Annotated in this window: 19 protein-coding genes, 1 tRNA gene and 1 riboswitch; of the genes, 12 read left to right on the forward strand and 8 right to left on the reverse strand. The window is 30.1% G+C overall.

What is annotated here, in order from left to right; all coding sequences use genetic code 11:
- Positions 1 to 172 precede the first annotated feature (172 nt).
- Both KIB46_RS04795 and KIB46_RS04800 read right to left on the reverse strand, forming a co-directional pair.
- The gene (locus tag KIB46_RS04795) at positions 173 to 1513 is read right to left on the reverse strand and encodes a dicarboxylate/amino acid:cation symporter (RefSeq protein WP_156563098.1); all 1341 of its coding nucleotides are present in this window, start codon (positions 1511 to 1513) and stop codon (positions 173 to 175) included.
- Positions 1514 to 1718: 205 nt separating this feature from the next.
- Positions 1719 to 2270 carry a hypothetical protein gene (locus KIB46_RS04800; RefSeq protein ID WP_291671036.1) on the reverse strand — a complete coding sequence of 184 codons (552 nt, stop codon included), beginning with the start codon at positions 2268 to 2270 and terminating at the stop codon, positions 1719 to 1721.
- 145 nt (positions 2271 to 2415) lie between these two features.
- Here KIB46_RS04800 and KIB46_RS04805 point away from each other — a divergent pair.
- Both KIB46_RS04805 and KIB46_RS04810 read left to right on the forward strand, forming a co-directional pair.
- Positions 2416 to 2490 (forward strand) — tRNA-Gln (locus tag KIB46_RS04805).
- Positions 2491 to 2770: 280 nt separating this feature from the next.
- Positions 2771 to 4078 (forward strand): hemolysin family protein, encoded by a 1308-nt coding sequence (locus KIB46_RS04810; protein WP_156563095.1) that lies wholly within the window; start codon positions 2771 to 2773, stop codon positions 4076 to 4078.
- Between the two features lie 199 nt (positions 4079 to 4277).
- Here the strand turns inward: KIB46_RS04810 and KIB46_RS04815 are convergent, their stop codons facing one another.
- Positions 4278 to 4772: a hypothetical protein gene (locus KIB46_RS04815; RefSeq protein ID WP_156563091.1), complete on the reverse strand. Its 495-nt coding sequence runs from the start codon at positions 4770 to 4772 to the stop codon at positions 4278 to 4280.
- 162 nt (positions 4773 to 4934) lie between these two features.
- Between KIB46_RS04815 and KIB46_RS04820 the strand changes: the two genes are divergently transcribed.
- From KIB46_RS04820 to KIB46_RS04860, 9 genes are all read left to right on the forward strand, one after another.
- Complete coding sequence (locus tag KIB46_RS04820) at positions 4935 to 5681, forward strand: 3-oxoacyl-ACP reductase family protein (RefSeq protein ID WP_291671037.1); 747 nt, start codon at positions 4935 to 4937, stop codon at positions 5679 to 5681.
- Between the two features lie 58 nt (positions 5682 to 5739).
- Positions 5740 to 6531, forward strand: a complete 792-nt coding sequence (locus tag KIB46_RS04825) for a MerR family transcriptional regulator (protein WP_156563086.1) — start codon at positions 5740 to 5742, stop codon at positions 6529 to 6531.
- Between the two features lie 55 nt (positions 6532 to 6586).
- A complete protein-coding gene (locus KIB46_RS04830) occupies positions 6587 to 7918 on the forward strand; it encodes an MATE family efflux transporter (protein ID WP_291671038.1) in 1332 nt (443 codons plus the stop codon).
- Between the two features lie 20 nt (positions 7919 to 7938).
- Positions 7939 to 8226: a DUF503 domain-containing protein gene (locus tag KIB46_RS04835; RefSeq protein WP_156563082.1), complete on the forward strand. Its 288-nt coding sequence runs from the start codon at positions 7939 to 7941 to the stop codon at positions 8224 to 8226.
- Positions 8227 to 8349: 123 nt separating this feature from the next.
- Positions 8350 to 8850 (forward strand): GNAT family N-acetyltransferase, encoded by a 501-nt coding sequence (locus tag KIB46_RS04840; protein ID WP_156563079.1) that lies wholly within the window; start codon positions 8350 to 8352, stop codon positions 8848 to 8850.
- Positions 8851 to 8933: 83 nt separating this feature from the next.
- A riboswitch (SAM riboswitch) is annotated at positions 8934 to 9060 on the forward strand.
- A gap of 89 nt (positions 9061 to 9149) precedes the next feature.
- Positions 9150 to 10112: a methionine ABC transporter ATP-binding protein gene (locus tag KIB46_RS04845; RefSeq protein ID WP_291671039.1), complete on the forward strand. Its 963-nt coding sequence runs from the start codon at positions 9150 to 9152 to the stop codon at positions 10110 to 10112.
- Position 10113: 1 nt separating this feature from the next.
- Positions 10114 to 10752, forward strand: a complete 639-nt coding sequence (locus KIB46_RS04850) for a methionine ABC transporter permease (RefSeq protein WP_291671040.1) — start codon at positions 10114 to 10116, stop codon at positions 10750 to 10752.
- Between the two features lie 19 nt (positions 10753 to 10771).
- A complete protein-coding gene (locus KIB46_RS04855; RefSeq protein WP_156563072.1) occupies positions 10772 to 11590 on the forward strand; it encodes a MetQ/NlpA family ABC transporter substrate-binding protein in 819 nt (272 codons plus the stop codon).
- Positions 11591 to 11661: 71 nt separating this feature from the next.
- Positions 11662 to 11805, forward strand: coding sequence for a hypothetical protein (locus KIB46_RS04860; protein WP_291671041.1), 144 nt, complete (start codon positions 11662 to 11664; stop codon positions 11803 to 11805).
- A gap of 85 nt (positions 11806 to 11890) precedes the next feature.
- Here KIB46_RS04860 and KIB46_RS04865 read toward each other — a convergent pair whose 3' ends face one another.
- The 5 genes from KIB46_RS04865 to KIB46_RS04885 are packed head-to-tail and all read right to left on the reverse strand — an operon-like array spanning position 11891 to position 16396.
- Complete coding sequence (locus tag KIB46_RS04865) at positions 11891 to 12592, reverse strand: ABC transporter ATP-binding protein (protein WP_156560650.1); 702 nt, start codon at positions 12590 to 12592, stop codon at positions 11891 to 11893.
- Position 12593: 1 nt separating this feature from the next.
- Complete coding sequence (locus KIB46_RS04870; RefSeq protein WP_156560648.1) at positions 12594 to 13352, reverse strand: ABC transporter ATP-binding protein; 759 nt, start codon at positions 13350 to 13352, stop codon at positions 12594 to 12596.
- A 3-nt stretch (positions 13353 to 13355) separates the two neighbouring features.
- Entirely contained in the window at positions 13356 to 14327 is a 972-nt protein-coding gene (locus KIB46_RS04875) for a branched-chain amino acid ABC transporter permease (protein WP_291671042.1), read from the reverse strand.
- Positions 14328 to 14336: 9 nt separating this feature from the next.
- Complete coding sequence (locus KIB46_RS04880) at positions 14337 to 15212, reverse strand: branched-chain amino acid ABC transporter permease (protein WP_291671043.1); 876 nt, start codon at positions 15210 to 15212, stop codon at positions 14337 to 14339.
- Positions 15213 to 15241: 29 nt separating this feature from the next.
- Complete coding sequence (locus tag KIB46_RS04885; protein ID WP_156560642.1) at positions 15242 to 16396, reverse strand: ABC transporter substrate-binding protein; 1155 nt, start codon at positions 16394 to 16396, stop codon at positions 15242 to 15244.
- Positions 16397 to 16617: 221 nt separating this feature from the next.
- Here KIB46_RS04885 and KIB46_RS16370 point away from each other — a divergent pair, with 221 nt between their 5' ends.
- Positions 16618 to 16788, forward strand: coding sequence for a sigma factor (locus KIB46_RS16370; protein WP_363290201.1), 171 nt, complete (start codon positions 16618 to 16620; stop codon positions 16786 to 16788).
- The last annotated feature ends 73 nt before the right edge of the window (positions 16789 to 16861 follow it).

Consider the following 16861-nt stretch of genomic DNA (forward strand, 5'->3'; position numbering starts at 1 on the left):
TACTTAATTCTATGTGGAAGTAAAACATAATTGAATTTAGAAAATATATCCAATATTAGAATACAAGTATTACCTTCCTTATGAAGAGTAGAGTTATAATGAGTAGTAGTTTTATTACAATATTTTTTATATTTCCTAAAGCAAAAAAATCCTGCATAAGCAGGACTTTTTATTAAATAGCATTATATTTTTCTTCGTCTAACATTCCTTCTGATTTAGCAACAAATACTGCTGTAGCAGAGTCACCAACAACGTTTAGTGATGTTACTAACATTTCTACTGGTCTGTTTATTGCTAAGATTAATGAGTATGCAAGTAATGCAGCATCATTGTTGTATCCCATTCCAGTAAGAACTGTGAATAGTATGATTGCACCAGCACCAGGGGCAGCAGGTGTACCTACTGAAGCTATAAGAGCAAGTAATCCTATAACAATTATGTTTCCAATAGTTACTTCATATCCAGCACTTGATGCTATAAATATGGCTGCTATAATTTGCATTATTGCAGTTCCGTTCATGTTTATAGTCATTCCTAGAGGTAGTGTAAATGAAGCGATTTCATCACTAACACCTAATTCCTCAACAGTTGTCTTTGTGTTAAGAGGTAAGGTTGCAGCTGATGAAGATGTTGAAAATCCAAATAATGCAACCTTAGAAATCTTCTTAACAAAAGTTATTGGATTTAACTTAGCAGCTATTCCAACGAAAGCAGCATAACCAAATATTAAGAATAGTAATAATGCTATTACAGTTGTTATTACGTAAGCTAGAGCAGGTTTTAAGTGTTCTACCCCATAGATTGCAAATGTTCTAGTTATAAGTACGAATATAGCAATAGGTCCAAACTTAGTAATAACGAAGCTTAAGAAAACAGTTATTATGTTATTAACATCTTCTAGTAACTTTTTTAATACTTGAATTTGATCACCTAAGTGGTTTATGCAAAGACCAGTAACTACGGCTAAGAAAACAACAGCTAAAATACTACCATTTTGAGTGAAAGTTGCAGCTATGTTATTTGGTATAGCTTTCACTATAACTAATAATGGATTAGAACCAGCGCTTCCAGCTTGAGAAGTCAAGTTATCTATACTTACATTAAATAATCCCATTTTATTTGCAGTAAATCCAAAGATTCCAGCTAATATAAGAGCAAATAATGATGTAACTAAGAATCCTAATATTGTCTTATAAGAAATACGACCAAGTTTCTTAGTATCACTTACTTTACACATAGCTAAAGCTATTGAAGTAAATACCATTGGTACAATTACAAGTTGTAATGAGTTTACAAATAGTTGTCCTGCTATATAGAATAATCCTAGAGCATTTTGAGCTCCTTCAGCAGATATATCTTGGAATAATAAGTTATTTATACTTGTCCATAAATCAACATTTCCATTACTTAATAAATTTTCTCTTAATAATATAAATCCTGTTCCAGCAATTAGACCTAGAATTAATGATATTGCCATTTGAATAGCTAGTTTGTTTGAGTTTTGTTTTTTCATAGTATCCTCCATAATAATTCTAAATATATAGGATACCAGATATATAAAAACGCCTTAATACCAATTAAGATACTAAGGCGTATAAAATACATAAATAATGTAATACTTCCTTATTAGTCTCACAGGACTAGTTTAAAGGTATCCTACGTTTTAGAAGTATACATTATAACAATGTATTCGTCAATATTCTACAAAGTATTATTATCTAACAGAAAGTATTCTTTACATCAATAAGGGTTTTATTTGTTTTTTTAGAAGCAAATACGAGTATTCCTACTGATTCTTGTAAGCATTTTATAGCATGTTTTTGATCTTTATTTAAATGGCATTTATGAAGTAAACAATCAAGGTCATTATATAGACATTGAAGCTTGTCTGTATTATTTCCAATGTTATAAAGAGTTGATGACATAGCTGTTAAAATACTATTCAATTTTTTGTTAGAACATTCCTTACATTTACAACAATCATTTGTTCCTTTTTTAAAGCTATCAAAATCATTGGACTTGAAAGAGTTTATACTATTTTGCTTTTTTAAATACTTATCCATGTTAAAGTTGTTATAAGGCAAATTATTTTTATGATCAAATTCATTTATATTAGTATCATAAGGTTCATAAATTTCACATGGGTTGTAAATATCACAAGGTTCTGGAGAATCACATGGATCATAGAACTCATTTATATCGTAGTTATCGTATGCAGTTTTTTCTTCTTCAAACTCTTTTATAAAGTTATTGTTTATATAGTTTTTCATAATACACCTCAATTTCTAAACTTTTGTAAAATTAAATCTTAATATTATAATATGTGTTGATATATAAAATGGGAGAAAAATAAAAAATAAGATTTAAAGAAGAATATAGAAAGTATAGAAAAATATGTTATAATAATATTATTAATGGGGTATAGCCAAGCGGTAAGGCATCAGATTCTGACTCTGAGTATGGTCGGTTCGAATCCGACTACCCTAGCCATATATAAAAGATTATCCAAGTTTATTAAGGATAGTCTTTTTTTATTCTTTAGGAAAATATATCTAAAAAAAGGTTGAGGAAAGCTTTAACCTTAAAAAGGTATTAATTATTTAATATAATTATATAGAAAGAGTTTGATATAGCGAGAAATTAAGTTGTTTTTTAATATAAACTTTATTTTTGGGGAATTTTAATCTTTTTTATAAGATTTACAATATTTGATAATGTTTATGATTCATGATAAGATTTAATCACTATATTAAAAAAGGAGAAATGAAATATGGAAAGTGATCCCGACCCTGCTAATATTGCTGGACAGCTCATATTGTTAGTAGTATTAACAGCAGTAAATGCTTTCTTTGCAGCAGCAGAGATGGCAATTGTATCAATTAATAAAACAAAAATGAAAATGTTAGCTAATGAAGGTAATAAAAAGGCTAGCACAATATGCAAATTAGTAGAGGAACCAACAAAGTTCTTGTCTACAATTCAAGTTGCTATAACACTATCTGGATTTTTTGCCAGTGCATCTGCAGCAACAGGTATTTCAACAGTAGTAGGTAAAATGTTAACAGACATGAATATACCTTATGGTGAACAAATATCTTTTGTAGGTGTAACAATAATCTTATCTTATTTTACACTTGTATTTGGTGAACTTTTTCCTAAGAGATTAGCTATAAAAAAAGCAGACAAGCTTTCTATGCTAGTTGTAAATCCTATTCTTTTAATTTCTAAGATAGCGGCACCTTTTGTTAAGATACTGTCAGTGTCAACAAATATTTTAGTAAAGCTATTTGGATTGGATAGTGATGACTCAGAGGAAAGAGTAACAAAGGAAGAAATTAAGTCTCTTGTAGAAACAGGAGAAGAACATGGTGCAATTGATGAAAGTGAAAAAGAAATGATAGAAAGTGTGTTTGAATTTGATGACAAAATAGCTGAAAAGGTTATGACGCCAAGAACAGAGGTATATTGTATAGATATAAATGAACCTCTTGAAGAATATTTGGACGAGCTTTTACAAAAGAGATTTGCTAGAATACCTGTCTATGAAGATGAAATTGATAATATCATTGGAGTGTTATATATGAAAGACTTCATGATAGAAGCTAGAAATAAGGGCTTTGAAAATGTAAATATACAGGATATATTACAAGAACCTTATTTTGTGCCAGAGTGTAAGTCAATTAGACATTTATTTAGAGACTTACAGGATATTAAACGTCATATAGCAATAATTGTAGATGAGTATGGTGGATTCTCAGGTATCATAACTGTTGAAGATTTAGTTGAAGAAATTGTTGGAGATATAAATGATGAGGATGATGAAGAGGAGTTTGGCATAAGAAAAGTTGGAGAGAATTGTTATTTAGTAGATGGTACTACTCAATTAGATGAATTAAATGAAAATTTAAACCTTGATGTAAATTCTGATGAGTTAGATACTTTAAATGGATTCTTAATTAACTTAATTGGAAAAATTCCTTTAGAAGATGAAGAAAAAGAAATAAAGTATAACAATATTGTTTTTAAAATAGATGAAGTGTCTGATAAGAAAATTGAAAAGGTAAGAATATGTCTCTAGGTTATTCCTAGAGATTTTTTATTCTTTAGAGGAAAATATAAAATTTCAATTAGCTATAAATCAAAGGTATTATTACATTTTTATATTAAAAATATAAAATAAATGATAGTAATTTTATAATTTCCTTACCTTTAGTACGGGTGGGGGGGATATTTGTTTTGATGTGATTTGGAGCCCAGTGACGGAACAAGCTTATATTTTATTTAAGTTGATTTATATAAAAGTTTAAATCCTTTTGATCTAGACAAAAACAAGGAAATTTCATTCCATAGTTACCCCATATAGTAATTGGAATTTCAGTAAAATAGAATGTTATAAAGAAGTTTTCTCTAGTAGAGAGTCTAGTTAAAAAAGGGATTAATCCTATGTGTTCTACTTTGAAGTAATTACTATAGTTTTCAATATTTAAGTTAGCTTTAAGCAGCTTCCTATCTTCTTCTGGAACAAGATTAACTAAGTTTTCTTTATCTTCTTCTGATAGTTTATCAAGATAAAAATCTATATAACAAAAAGAATTGTTTAATTTAAAGATTTTAAGGATATAGTCAATCATTTCCCCTTCACCTGAATATACATTTTTAGGCTCTAGGGTAAAGTTTGGAAAAGTATCTAGTCCATCTAATATATTTTTGAATTTTATTATTACATTCTTGTGAAATTCATCTGAAGTTACAGGTGTTAGAATATCATTCATAGAATAATCTCCTTAAAATTAATTGTGAATTAGTAATATTATAAAAATACTATAAATTAGTGTCAATGTTAAACAACTTTTATTTATAGAGATAAGTAATAAATTATTATAAAAATGCTTATTACTAAATAGAGAATATTTTTATACGGAGGAGATGTATATATGAGAGTAAAGGATAAGGTCATAATTGTTACAGGAGCATCACGAGGTATTGGATATGCAGTGGCTGATAAGTTGTTATCAGAAGGTGCAAAACTTGTAGCTTGTGCATCAAATCAAAAGAATGCAGACAAGGCGGTAGTAGCATTAAAAGGTAGTCATCCTAATGCTATGATACTTGGGCTTGGTGTAAATAATAATGAATCAAAAGAAATTGATAAAGCAGTTAAAAAGGTACATGAGACATTTGGAAAGATTGATGTACTTATAAACAATGCAGGTATTACAACAGATGTATCTTTCTTTGATATGACAGAAGAGGAATTCGTAAATGTTATGAATGTAAATGTTACTGGAATATTTAGATGGTGTAAGGCTGTAGTTCCAATAATGAAGGATAATGATGGAGGAAGTATAATAAATACATCATCTATGGTTGCAACCTTTGGACAAAGGAGTGGATGTTCATATGCAGCTTCTAAAGCTGCAGTAAATGGGTTAACTAAATCACTTGCAAAGGAACTTGGACAATATGGAATAAGAGTTAATGCAGTAGCCCCTGGGGTAACTAAAACAGACATGGTTGCATCTATACCTGATAAATTTATAGATTCATTAGCAGCAATGACTCCTCTTGGAAGAGTTGGAACTCCAAAAGAGCTAGCAGGAGCATATGTTTATTTAGCTTCTGATGAAAGTACTTTTACAAATGGAACAATAATTGGTGTTGATGGTGGTTTGGTAATGTAGATATAATATAAGCAAGACTTAAATAAAGTCTTGCTTATATTATATAGAGGTGTTTACTATGAATAATAGATATTTAATAGGAGATGTAGCTAAGTATTTATCATTATCTAGGGATACATTAAGGTATTATGATAAGTTAGGTATAGTTTCTCCCCAAAAAGATGAAGGTAATGGATATAGATATTACAACATGGATGACATAATTACATTATCTTATGTAATGATATTAAAAGATGTTGGAATTTCCTTAGATGATATAAAAGAAATGATTTATAACTATAGTTTGAAAGATATGAGAGTAAGAATTTTAAATCAGGAGAAGGTAATAGATAACAGAATAGAAGAACTTATGAATATAAAAACTAAAATAAGAAATTTTGATAATTGGTGTATAACAGCAGAAAATTATTTAAATAAGTTTGCAATTAGGGAATGTCCTAAGTTTTTATATACTATGGAACAAGTGGAAATTAAAGAATCAAAGTTAATGGACGCCATTGAAAAACTTAGAAGTAATAATTATATAAAAGAAACTGTTTTTTCTATGTTAATTAATAAAGAGGTACTTTTTAGTAGTGAAATAAAAGATGAGCACTTTTATTCAGGAGGAAGTGGTATTGTAGAGGGAGAGTATGTTAGTGATTTTAAAGTATTTCCAAGTAGGAAGTGTTTACATACAGTTATAGAAGTTACATGTGATCAATGGGATAGTGAACTTGTAAAAATAAAAGATTATATTCATAATGAAGGTTTAATAGTAGAAGATAATCTTCTTTGTAGAGCAATAGCATTTGAAAATAAAGATGGATTCCCAAAAGATTTTTATGAAATTTGGATTCCAGTAGCTTGACCTTGGAGTAACTCCAAGGTTTATTATTTTTTAATGTAGAAAGGAGTTATCTTATATGAATGAATTAAATTTAGGAACAGAGAAAATAAAAAAGTTATTTTATAAGTATGCTATACCAAGTGTAATAAGTAGTATTATATTTTCAATTTATATTGTTATAGATGGTATTTTTGTAGGAAGAGTAGTAGGTCCACAAGGATTAGCCATGGTTAATATAGCAATGCCAATATTCAGCATGGCCCTAGCTTTAGGAATAATGGTTTCAGTTGGAGGAAACACTGTAGCAAGTATTGAACTTGGAGAAGGTAGTAAAGAAGATGCTAGAGAAAGCTTTAGTTTAGGATTCTTTTCTCTTATTGTTATAAGTTCAGTTATAGGAATAATTATATTTTTATTTAGATATAGAGTTGCTACAGCTTTAGGTGCAACACCTTCATTAATGAAGGGGGTAGTTGAATATTTGGTTATTCTTTGTCTATGTGTACCATTCTTTACTGGTGGAAGTTATTTAGCAGCAGGAATTAGAACAATGGGTATGCCAACATTTTCTATGTTCTGCACTGTTTTAGGATCAGTTTTAAATATAATTTTAGACTATGTTTTTGTAGTGCTTTGGGGCTGGGGAGTTGCAGGTGCTGCCTTGGCATCTGGAATAGCATTTTTTATTTCATTTGTTTTAGCTTTTATAAAAATTCAATCTAAGGATTCAATTTTAAGGTTAAAAAAATGCAAAATAAATTTAAGAAAGATTGGAAGGTTCTTTTATAATGGATCCTCAGAAGCTTTAACTGAAGTGGCAGTAGCATTTACTACCTTTATTTTTAATATAGTATTAATGAGAAAAATTGGAGAAATGGGAGTATCTGCTTTCTCAATAATTCAGTATATAGCTTCTCTTGTAGTAGCAGCTTATTTAGGAATAGCTAATGGTATAACACCTATTATAAGTTATAACTATGGCGCAAAAAAAGGAGAAAGAATAAATGAACTAATGAAATATGCATCAAAGGTTATGGTAATACTAGGTATAATATGTACAGGATTTTTATTTATTGGAGGAGAAACACTAATATCTTTCTTTGTAAGTAATGATACAATATTATTAGAGACTACTTCACTTGCTTGTAAAATTTATTCTTTAGCATTTTTAGTAAGTGGCTTAAATATTTTGGCATCTTCCTATTTTACAGCTTTAGAGGATGCTAAAACATCAGCTATAATTTCCTTTTTAAGAGGTATAGCACTAATATTTATAGGGATTATAGTTTTACCTGCTATAATGGGTGATTCAGGAATATGGCTTACTGTAGCTTTTAGTGAGTTTTTAACATTGTTAATTGCTTTAGTTTTATTAAAAAAATCAAAAAGTAAATTAATTCAATTATAAAAATTTGGATGTGGTATATCATGAAAGTTCTAGTGATGGAAATAAAAATACGAGTATCTTGGGTTCAGAGCCTAAAAGAAAAGCGTATGATAGTTAATAGTATTACTCAAAGATTAAAAAATAAATTTAACATTTCTGTAGGAGAGATGTCTCATCAGGATAATCATAAAATAATAGGCATTGCTCTATCAAAGGTATGTGGTACTAATGCTATAGTAGACACAACAAAAGAAAAAGTTATAAATTTTATAGAAGAAAATTGTGATGGAGAAATAATAGAAATATTCCATGAGACAATAGAATATTAAGTTAAAAGGTGTATGAGCTAAAAGTGCTTATACACCTTTTATCAGAATAGTAAAAAAATACAGGGTGCAATAGATTTTAACTCTGCTATAATAGAGAAGGATATTTTATGTAAGGAGTAAACTATGAGATTAAGAATAGGGGAACTAAAAGATTTAGATTTGATTTATAGCATAAAATGTGAAGCACTAAAACATTATAAAGATTTCGGTATAAGTTGGAATGAAAATTATCCAACAAGAGATACATTTAAGAGTGATATAGAGAAAAGGGAATTATTTGTACTAGAAGAAAATAAAAATGAAATTTTAGGAATAGTGGTAATCAATAGAACAGAGGAAAAGGCATACGATGATTTGCCATGGACTTTTAATGATGATTATGTTGTGTTACATAGAGTATTAGTAAACCCTGCTTTTTCCGGAAAAGGATATGGCAAATATTTAATACAGAAGGTTTTAGAATATGCTAAAGAAGATGGAATTAAAGCAATAAGATTAGATACTAATACTAAAAATATACTTGGACAAAAGTTGTACAAGTCTCAAGGTTTTAACATAGTAGGAGAAATTTCTTTACCAGATAAAGATGGAAGTTTTTATTGTTTAGAAAAAATATTGGAATAACTTTCAAAAAATATATTGACAATATTAAAGGATTGGAATATATTATTAAACAAGAAGTAATTAATTAGAAAATAAAATACAATATCTTATCCAGAGTGGTGGAGGGACTGGCCCTGTGAAACCCAGCAACCGATTAAGTGGCTCATTTTCCATTTAGAATACGGTGCTAATTCCTGCAGCAATTTTTTATATTTTGCTGATAGATAAGAGAATAAATTAGGCTTAGTGAATTCATGCACTAGAGATTTATTCTCTAGTGCATTTATTTTTATATTAAAAAAGAGGGAGGGGACATTATTATGATAGAAATTATAAATGTATGTAAAAGTTTTGGACAAACAGAGGTATTAAAAGATATAGCAATAAGCATAAAGGAAGGGGAGATTTACGGAATTATAGGCCATAGTGGTGCTGGTAAATCAACGCTTTTAAGATGTATAAATGGATTAGAGTCCTATGATAAAGGAAGTATTAAAGTCATGGGAGAAGAAGTCTCAGGCTTAGGGGCTAAAAAGCTTAGAGAGTTTAGAAAAAATTTGGGGATGATATTCCAAAACTTTAACTTACTTAAAAGGAAAACTGTATATAAGAATGTTTCTCTTCCTCTTGAAGTTTGGGGCTACGATAAAGAGTATATAGATAAGAGAGTAAATGAATTATTAGATTTGGTGGGATTAGGAGACAAGGCCAAAATTAAGCCTGCATCATTAAGTGGTGGACAAAAACAAAGGGTTGCAATTGCAAGAGCATTAGCTTTAGAACCAAAGATTCTTTTGTGTGATGAAGCTACATCTGCTTTAGATCCTAAGATAACTAAGGATATTTTAGCACTTCTATCTAAAATAAATAAGGAATTAGGAATAACAATAGTTATAGTAACTCACCAAATGGAAGTTGTTAAAGAAGTTTGTGAAAGAGTTGCATTAATAGATGGTGGAATAGTTAAGGCTGAGGGAAGAGCAGAAGATCTATTCTTAAAGCCAGGAGCATCATTAAAGAAATTCCTTGGTGAAGAGGATGAGACAACATTACCTGATGAAGGAATAAATATAAGAATTTTCTTCCCAGCAGATTGTTCTGAAAATGCACTTATTACAAGAATGGCCAGGGAAGCAAATGTAGATTTTTCAATAGTTTGGGGAAAACTTGAAAAATTCAGGGAAAATGTGCTTGGAAGTTTAGTTATAAATATTGAAGAAAAGGACAAAGAAACAATATCTGATTATTTAAAGAGCAAGAATATGGAATGGGAGGTAATTTAGTATGTGGGAATTATTATGGCCAGCAATACAACAAACGATGATAATGGTTATTCCGTCAACAATATTTTCAGTAATCCTTGGGTTTATAATTGCAATAATACTTGTGGTAACAGATAGCAATGGTTTAAAACCTAATAAGGTTATTTATAAGGCTATAGATGTTGTAGTAAATGTATTAAGAAGTTTCCCATTCATAATTTTAATGGTAGCTATAATACCTTTTACAAGAGCAATAATGGGAACATCTCTTGGTGAGAAAGCAGCTATAGTGCCATTAACAATTGCAGCAGCACCTTTTGTAGCAAGAGTAATTGAATCTGCTTTAAAAGAAGTAGATCCAGGAGTTATAGAGGCTGCAAAATCCTTTGGTTCAAGTAATTTTCAAATTATATTCAAGGTAATGTTAAAAGAGTCTATACCATCAATTCTATCAGGTATAACACTTACAATTATAAGTTTAATTGGATACTCAGCAATGGCAGGTTCCATTGGAGCAGGTGGTCTTGGAGCTTTAGCGATAAGATATGGATATCAAAGATTCCAAACGGATGTAATGATTGTTACAGTAATTGTGTTGATTATAGTAGTACAAGTTCTTCAAAGCTTAGGAAACTATTTTTATAAAAAATTATCAAGATAAATAAAAGGGGGATTTTAATATGAAAAAGACAAAATTATTATCATTAGTATTAGCAGGAGCATTAACATTAGGTTTAGTTGGATGTGGGGGCAGCACAGAAAAGAAGGAAGATGACAAGGTTATAACAATAGCTGTTTCAGCAGTACCACATGAGGAAATAGTTAAGGCTATAAAACCATTAGTAGAAGAAAAAGGATATACTTTAGATATACAAGTCTTTGATGACTATGATCCACAAAACACAGCAGTATATGATGAGCAAGTAGATGCAAACTATTTCCAACATATTGCATACTTAAATGAAACAAATTCGGCAAAGGGCTATGATTTAGTAAATGTTGCAGAAATTCATTTAGAGCCAATGACTTTATATTCTAAGAGTGTTAAGAGTTTAGATGAAATAAAGGATGGAGATACAATAGCTATTCCAAATGATGCAACTAATGAAGCAAGAGCATTAAGAGTTCTTGAAGATGCAGGATTAATAAAGGTAAAGGCAGGAGAATTAGTTACTCCAAAAGATATAACTGAGAATCCAAAGAACTTAAAGTTTAAAGAATTAGATGCAGCGCAACTACCAAGAGTTTTGGAAGAAGTTACAGCAGCTGTTATTAATGGCAACTATGCATTACAAGCTAATTTAGATGCTAATAAAGATGGATTATATACTGAGGATAAGAACAGAGAAGACATAAATACTAAGAGAAATGTTTTGGTTGTTAAGGAAGCGAATAAGGATTCTGAAAAGACTAAAGTATTAAAAGAGGCTTTAACTTCTGATGAATGTAAGAAATTTATAGAAGAAAAGTATAAGGGAGCTGTAATTCCTGTATTCTAATATAATGAATGCTTTGAGAAGAGAAATCGCTTAGCGGTTTCTCTTTTTTAACCTTCTTAGGAGGAGAGTACTTGACTAAATGGATAATTGATGCTGGACATGGTGGAAGAAGTGAAAATAATATATCTTTAGATGTAGCATTAGAGGCTAAAAGAGTTGTACAAGATAGGAGGGTTTCTAATGTTTATATAATACCATACATAGGTAAAAAGTGAATTAAGGATAATATTCTTTTAAAGTGAAAATAGAAGGAATCCAGCTTTTACTGGATTCCAACTTCATATCTATTAATTTTTTAAATTACTCTCCAAGATACGCGCTCTTTATACTATCATCTTCTAATAGTTCTTTAGAATCTCCACTTAAAACAATATTACCTGTTTCTAGTACATAAGCTCTATCTGCAATGGAAAGTGCCATATTAGCATTTTGTTCAACTAGAAGAATTGTAGTACCGGACTTATTTATTTCAACAATTGTATCAAATATATCTTTAACAACAAGAGGTGCAAGCCCCATAGAAGGCTCATCAAGTATTAACATCTCAGGTCTATTCATTAATGCTCTACCTATAGCAAGCATTTGCTGTTCACCACCTGAAAGTGTACCAGCTTGTTGCTTTTCTCTTTCCTTAAGTCTTGGAAATTTAGAAAATACCATTTCCATATCTTTTTGAATTTCTTTATCTTTTCTTAAATAAGCACCAAGTTCAAGATTTTCTAATACAGTAAGGTTTGCAAATATCTTTCTACCCTCTGGTACATGAGATAGCCCTAAAGATACTATTTTATGAGCAGGAACTTTATTAATAGGGGAACCTTTATAGTATATAGTTCCGCTTTTAATAGGTTCAAGACCCGATATTGCTCTTAGGGTAGAGGTTTTACCTGCACCATTTGCACCTATTAAAGTAACAATCTCACCTTTTTTTACTTCTAAAGAAAGATCTTTTAATGCATGAATACCACCGTAGTATAAGTTTATATTGTCAATTTTAAGCATTTTAAGCCCCCTCTCCAAGATAAGCTTCAATTACCTTAGGGTTATTTTTTATTTCATTTGGAGTTCCTTCAGCTATCTTTTTACCATAGTCAAGAACTACAACTTTATCACAAATACCCATTACCAGTTTCATATCATGTTCTATTAATAGAACTGATATGTGAAATTCATTTTTAATCCAATTAATTAATTCCATAAGCTCTGCTGTTTCTTGAGGATTCATACCTGCAGCAGGTTCATCAAGAAGTATTAACGAAGGCTTAGCAGCAAGGGCTCTTACAATTTCAAGTCTTCTTTGTTCACCATAAGAAAGATTTTTTGCAAATTCATCCTTTTTTTCAGCTAGATTAAATGCCTTTAATAATTCTAGTGATTTTTTTTCAATTTCAGCCTCCTCCTTTTTAAATCTAGGAGTTCTAAGAATAGAATCAAATAGATTATATTTAATTCTAAAGTTAAAGCTGATTTTTACATTATCTATTACAGAAAGGCTTGAAAATAGTCTTATATTTTGAAAGGTTCTACAAATTTTTTTTTGAGTAATATCGTATGGCTTAAGACCTTCAATATTTTCTCCAAGGTATATAATAGTGCCATTAGTAGGAGCATAAACTCCAGTTAACATATTGAAAACAGTAGTTTTACCTGCACCATTAGGTCCAATTAATCCAACAACTTGTTTATCTTCTATTGAAAGGTTAAAGTCTGAAACAGCTTTAAGTCCTCCAAATTCTATAGATAGGTCTTTTACATCTAACATATTTTAAGCCTCCTTTCCAGCTTCAATATCTTTAATTTCTTTATTATTTTTCAATTTAAATATTTTTAATGATAATTCTTTATCACCAAGTAACCCTTGAGGTCTAAATATCATTAAGATTATAAGGGCTAATGGATAAATAATCATCCTATAATCTTGTAGTCCTCTTAATAACTCAGGTAAAAATGTTAAAATACCTGTAGAAATGATAGAACCAGATAAAGATCCCATACCTCCAAATACTACAAATGTTAAGTAGTCAATTGATTTAACAAAATCAAAGGAGGTAGGTTGAATATATCCCATATAATGAGCGTATAATCCACCAGCAAGTCCAGCAAAGAAAGCTCCTATAATAAAAGCTGTCATTTTATATTTAAAAGCATTAACTCCCATAGATTCAGCTGCAATTTCATTTTCACGTACAGCTAGCATTGCACGTCCTTGAGATGAATGGATTATGTTATAAATAATAACTACTGTAAGTGCCATAACCCAAAAGCTTATTGAAATAGTTGTCTTAGTAGGGATTCCTGTAAATCCACGAGCACCACCTACATAATCAATATTCATAATTATTACCCTAATGATTTCACAGAAGGCTAATGTAGTAATTGCAAAATAGTCTCCTGTAAGCTTTAAAGTTGGAAAACCAATCAAAGCAGCAAAGAAAGCAGATACTATTGCACCAACTATAATTGATAAGAAGAAAGGTAAGTTAGCTTTAGTACTTATAATTGCAGAAATATAAGCACCTATGGCCATAAAACCAGCATGTCCTAAACAAAGTTGACCAGTAAAGCCTACAATTAAATTAAGTGATACAGCTAAAATTATATTTATAAACGTTAAAAGAATAATTCCTTCATAGTAAGCACCTATTACTCCTGTTTTTAATAAGGTAAATAGGATGACGTAAACAAGTAATATTGCACTAAATATTAATAAAGATCTTTTTTCTAATAATTTTTTCATTTATATCACCTACACTTTCTCTCTTGTTATCTTACCAAGTAACCCAGAAGGTTTAATTAATAAAATAACAATTAGGATACCAAAAACTATTGCATCTGAAAAAGTAGTAGATATATATGCCTTTGAAAGTGTTTCTAATAAGCCAATAGATAATCCTCCTAGTAAAGCACCAGGTATACTTCCTATTCCTCCAAGTACTGCTGCAACAAAGGCTTTTAGACCAGGCATAACACCCATATAAGGAGTTATGCTAGGATAGGATATTGCTACTAGAACACCAGCAATACCAGCTAGAGCAGAACCAATAGCAAAAGTTAGTGATATTGTATTATTAACGTTTATTCCCATCAAAGATGCAGCCTCTATATCAAAGGAAGCTGCTCTCATTGCCTTTCCAACCTTAGTTTTAAAAACAATAAATTGAAGGAGAAGTACAAGGATTGCAGATACAGCGAACATAAGTAGTGTCTTCCATTCTATATGAAGTGCACCTATTTCTAAGTAACCAGCTTTAATTAGGTCTGGAAATGGTTTTGGATTAGCACCAACTAGAACTCTCATGCTATTTTGTAATAACAAAGAAACACCTATTGCAGTAATAAGTAATGTTATTCTTGGTGAGTTTCTTAGTGGCTTATATGCTACTTTCTCAATTATAATACCAGCTAGTGCAGATGTAGCCATTGCAGCTAATAATGTAGGTACTAGCGGTAAATTTAGTGTAGTAGCACAATAGAAGCCTGCAAAGGCTCCTATCATGTATATTTCACCATGGGCAAAGTTTATTAATTGAATTATTCCATATACCATTGTGTAACCTAAAGCTAGGAGTGCATATACGCTACCTAAAGCTAAGCCATTAATCAATTGTTGTAAAAATTCCATAGTAACTCCTCCTTTAGTTAAGTATTATATTAAGGATTAACTTTATCATTTAATTCCTTCTTGTCTCCATTAATTTTTATAATAGTTGCGCTCTTAACAGCTGATCTTTCTTCATTAAATTTGATATTTCCAGTTACGCTGTTAATTTCCATTCCAGCTAAAGCATCTCTTATTGCAGTTCCATCTGTACTATTTGCTTTTTCTATAGCTTTAACTAAAATTTTAGCTGTATCATAAGAAAGAGCAGCAAAGCAGTCTGGAGTTTTGTTATATTTCTTAGTATAAGAATCAACAAAGTTCTTTACATTTTCTTCAGTATCCTCAGCATAGTAGTGGTTAATGTATATAGCACCATCTACAGCAGTTCCACCAATCTTAGTTAATTCTTCAGATTCCCATCCGTCTCCACCTAAGAATTGAGAAGTTATGCCCATATCTCTAGCTTGTTTAGCTATTAAACCAACAACATTGTAGTAATCTGGTAATATAATAACATCTGGATTAGCAGATTTTATTTTAGTAAGTTGTGCCTTAAAATCTGTTTCTTTGTCACTACCATAAGATAAGAATTCTACTACTTGTCCACCGTTTTTCTCTAAAGTTTCTTTGTATGCATTTGCAATTCCCTTTGAGTAATCAGAAGAAGAATTGTATAAAACAGCAGCAGTAGTCTTTCCTAAATTCTCCTTAGTGTATTTAGCTAATATTTCACCTTGGAATGAATCTACAAAACATCCTCTAAACATAAAATCTCCACCTACATTAGTTATTGTTGGTTCAGTTCCAGTAGGTGTAATCATAGGAATCTTTTTATTTGTTGAATTAGGTGCTATTGCTAAAGTAGTACCAGATGTAACTCCTCCAAGAATTGCACAAACTCCATCTTTATCAACTAATTTGTTAAATGCTGAAGCAGCTACAGTATTATCACTTTGATCATCCTCAAAGATGAATTCAACTTTCTTGCCATTTATACCTCCAGCTGCATTAATTTCTTCAGCTAAAAGATCTGCCCCCTCTTTAACTGAGATACCGTAAGTTGAGTTTGGCCCAGATAAAGGTCCTATTCCCCCTATTTTTATAACCTCTGAATCAGCCCCGCCTTCAGAGTTACCTCCACATCCTGCAAGTACTGAGAAAGCCATAGCAGAAGCTAAAACTCCACAAAGTAATTTCTTTTTCATAATAAATCCCCCTTTAATATTTAATTCTTAAATAATAACAAAAATGATTGATAAATCATTATTAAGTTTTAATAAATAGTATCAATATAATATCATATAAAGAAAATTATTACAATATTGTTATTTAATATTTTATAGCAAATATAATAAAAAGTTCCAAAAAGATAAATATTTTGTAAATGTAAATGTTATCTTGAAGTTTAATAAAAAATTTTTCAGAGTTGAATAGCGATAAACTATATAGGCTTGCTTTTATATATGTTAAAAATAAAGATGAATCATTAGATATCCTTCAAGACTCTATAGTTAAAGCTTATAAAAATATTAATAAACTTAAGGATATGAAAGCATTAGAAAAGTGGATTAATAGAATATTATTAATACAGCTTTAGATTATTTAAGGAAAAGCTCAAGGATTGTCTATTGTGATGAAAAAATTAAAAATATTGAATTAATAGAAGATAA

The sequence above is a fragment of the Clostridium sp. genome, assembly GCF_018372875.1.
In the GTDB taxonomy this organism is placed as follows: Bacteria; Bacillota; Clostridia; order Clostridiales; family Clostridiaceae; genus Clostridium.

Excerpts from the sequence above, each read along its gene's own strand:
- KIB46_RS04795 (WP_156563098.1), bottom strand. The coding sequence starts at position 1,513 with ATGAAAAAACAAAACTCAAACAAACTAGCTATTCAAATGGCAATATCA.
- KIB46_RS04800 (WP_291671036.1), bottom strand. The coding sequence starts at position 2,270 with ATGAAAAACTATATAAACAATAACTTTATAAAAGAGTTTGAAGAAGAA.
- KIB46_RS04810 (WP_156563095.1), top strand. The coding sequence starts at position 2,771 with ATGGAAAGTGATCCCGACCCTGCTAATATTGCTGGACAGCTCATATTG.
- KIB46_RS04815 (WP_156563091.1), bottom strand. The coding sequence starts at position 4,772 with ATGAATGATATTCTAACACCTGTAACTTCAGATGAATTTCACAAGAAT.
- KIB46_RS04820 (WP_291671037.1), top strand. The coding sequence starts at position 4,935 with ATGAGAGTAAAGGATAAGGTCATAATTGTTACAGGAGCATCACGAGGT.
- KIB46_RS04825 (WP_156563086.1), top strand. The coding sequence starts at position 5,740 with ATGAATAATAGATATTTAATAGGAGATGTAGCTAAGTATTTATCATTA.
- KIB46_RS04830 (WP_291671038.1), top strand. The coding sequence starts at position 6,587 with ATGAATGAATTAAATTTAGGAACAGAGAAAATAAAAAAGTTATTTTAT.
- KIB46_RS04835 (WP_156563082.1), top strand. The coding sequence starts at position 7,939 with ATGAAAGTTCTAGTGATGGAAATAAAAATACGAGTATCTTGGGTTCAG.
- KIB46_RS04840 (WP_156563079.1), top strand. The coding sequence starts at position 8,350 with ATGAGATTAAGAATAGGGGAACTAAAAGATTTAGATTTGATTTATAGC.
- KIB46_RS04845 (WP_291671039.1), top strand. The coding sequence starts at position 9,150 with ATGATAGAAATTATAAATGTATGTAAAAGTTTTGGACAAACAGAGGTA.
- KIB46_RS04850 (WP_291671040.1), top strand. The coding sequence starts at position 10,114 with ATGTGGGAATTATTATGGCCAGCAATACAACAAACGATGATAATGGTT.
- KIB46_RS04855 (WP_156563072.1), top strand. The coding sequence starts at position 10,772 with ATGAAAAAGACAAAATTATTATCATTAGTATTAGCAGGAGCATTAACA.
- KIB46_RS04865 (WP_156560650.1), bottom strand. The coding sequence starts at position 12,592 with ATGCTTAAAATTGACAATATAAACTTATACTACGGTGGTATTCATGCA.
- KIB46_RS04870 (WP_156560648.1), bottom strand. The coding sequence starts at position 13,352 with ATGTTAGATGTAAAAGACCTATCTATAGAATTTGGAGGACTTAAAGCT.
- KIB46_RS04875 (WP_291671042.1), bottom strand. The coding sequence starts at position 14,327 with ATGAAAAAATTATTAGAAAAAAGATCTTTATTAATATTTAGTGCAATA.
- KIB46_RS04880 (WP_291671043.1), bottom strand. The coding sequence starts at position 15,212 with ATGGAATTTTTACAACAATTGATTAATGGCTTAGCTTTAGGTAGCGTA.
- KIB46_RS04885 (WP_156560642.1), bottom strand. The coding sequence starts at position 16,396 with ATGAAAAAGAAATTACTTTGTGGAGTTTTAGCTTCTGCTATGGCTTTC.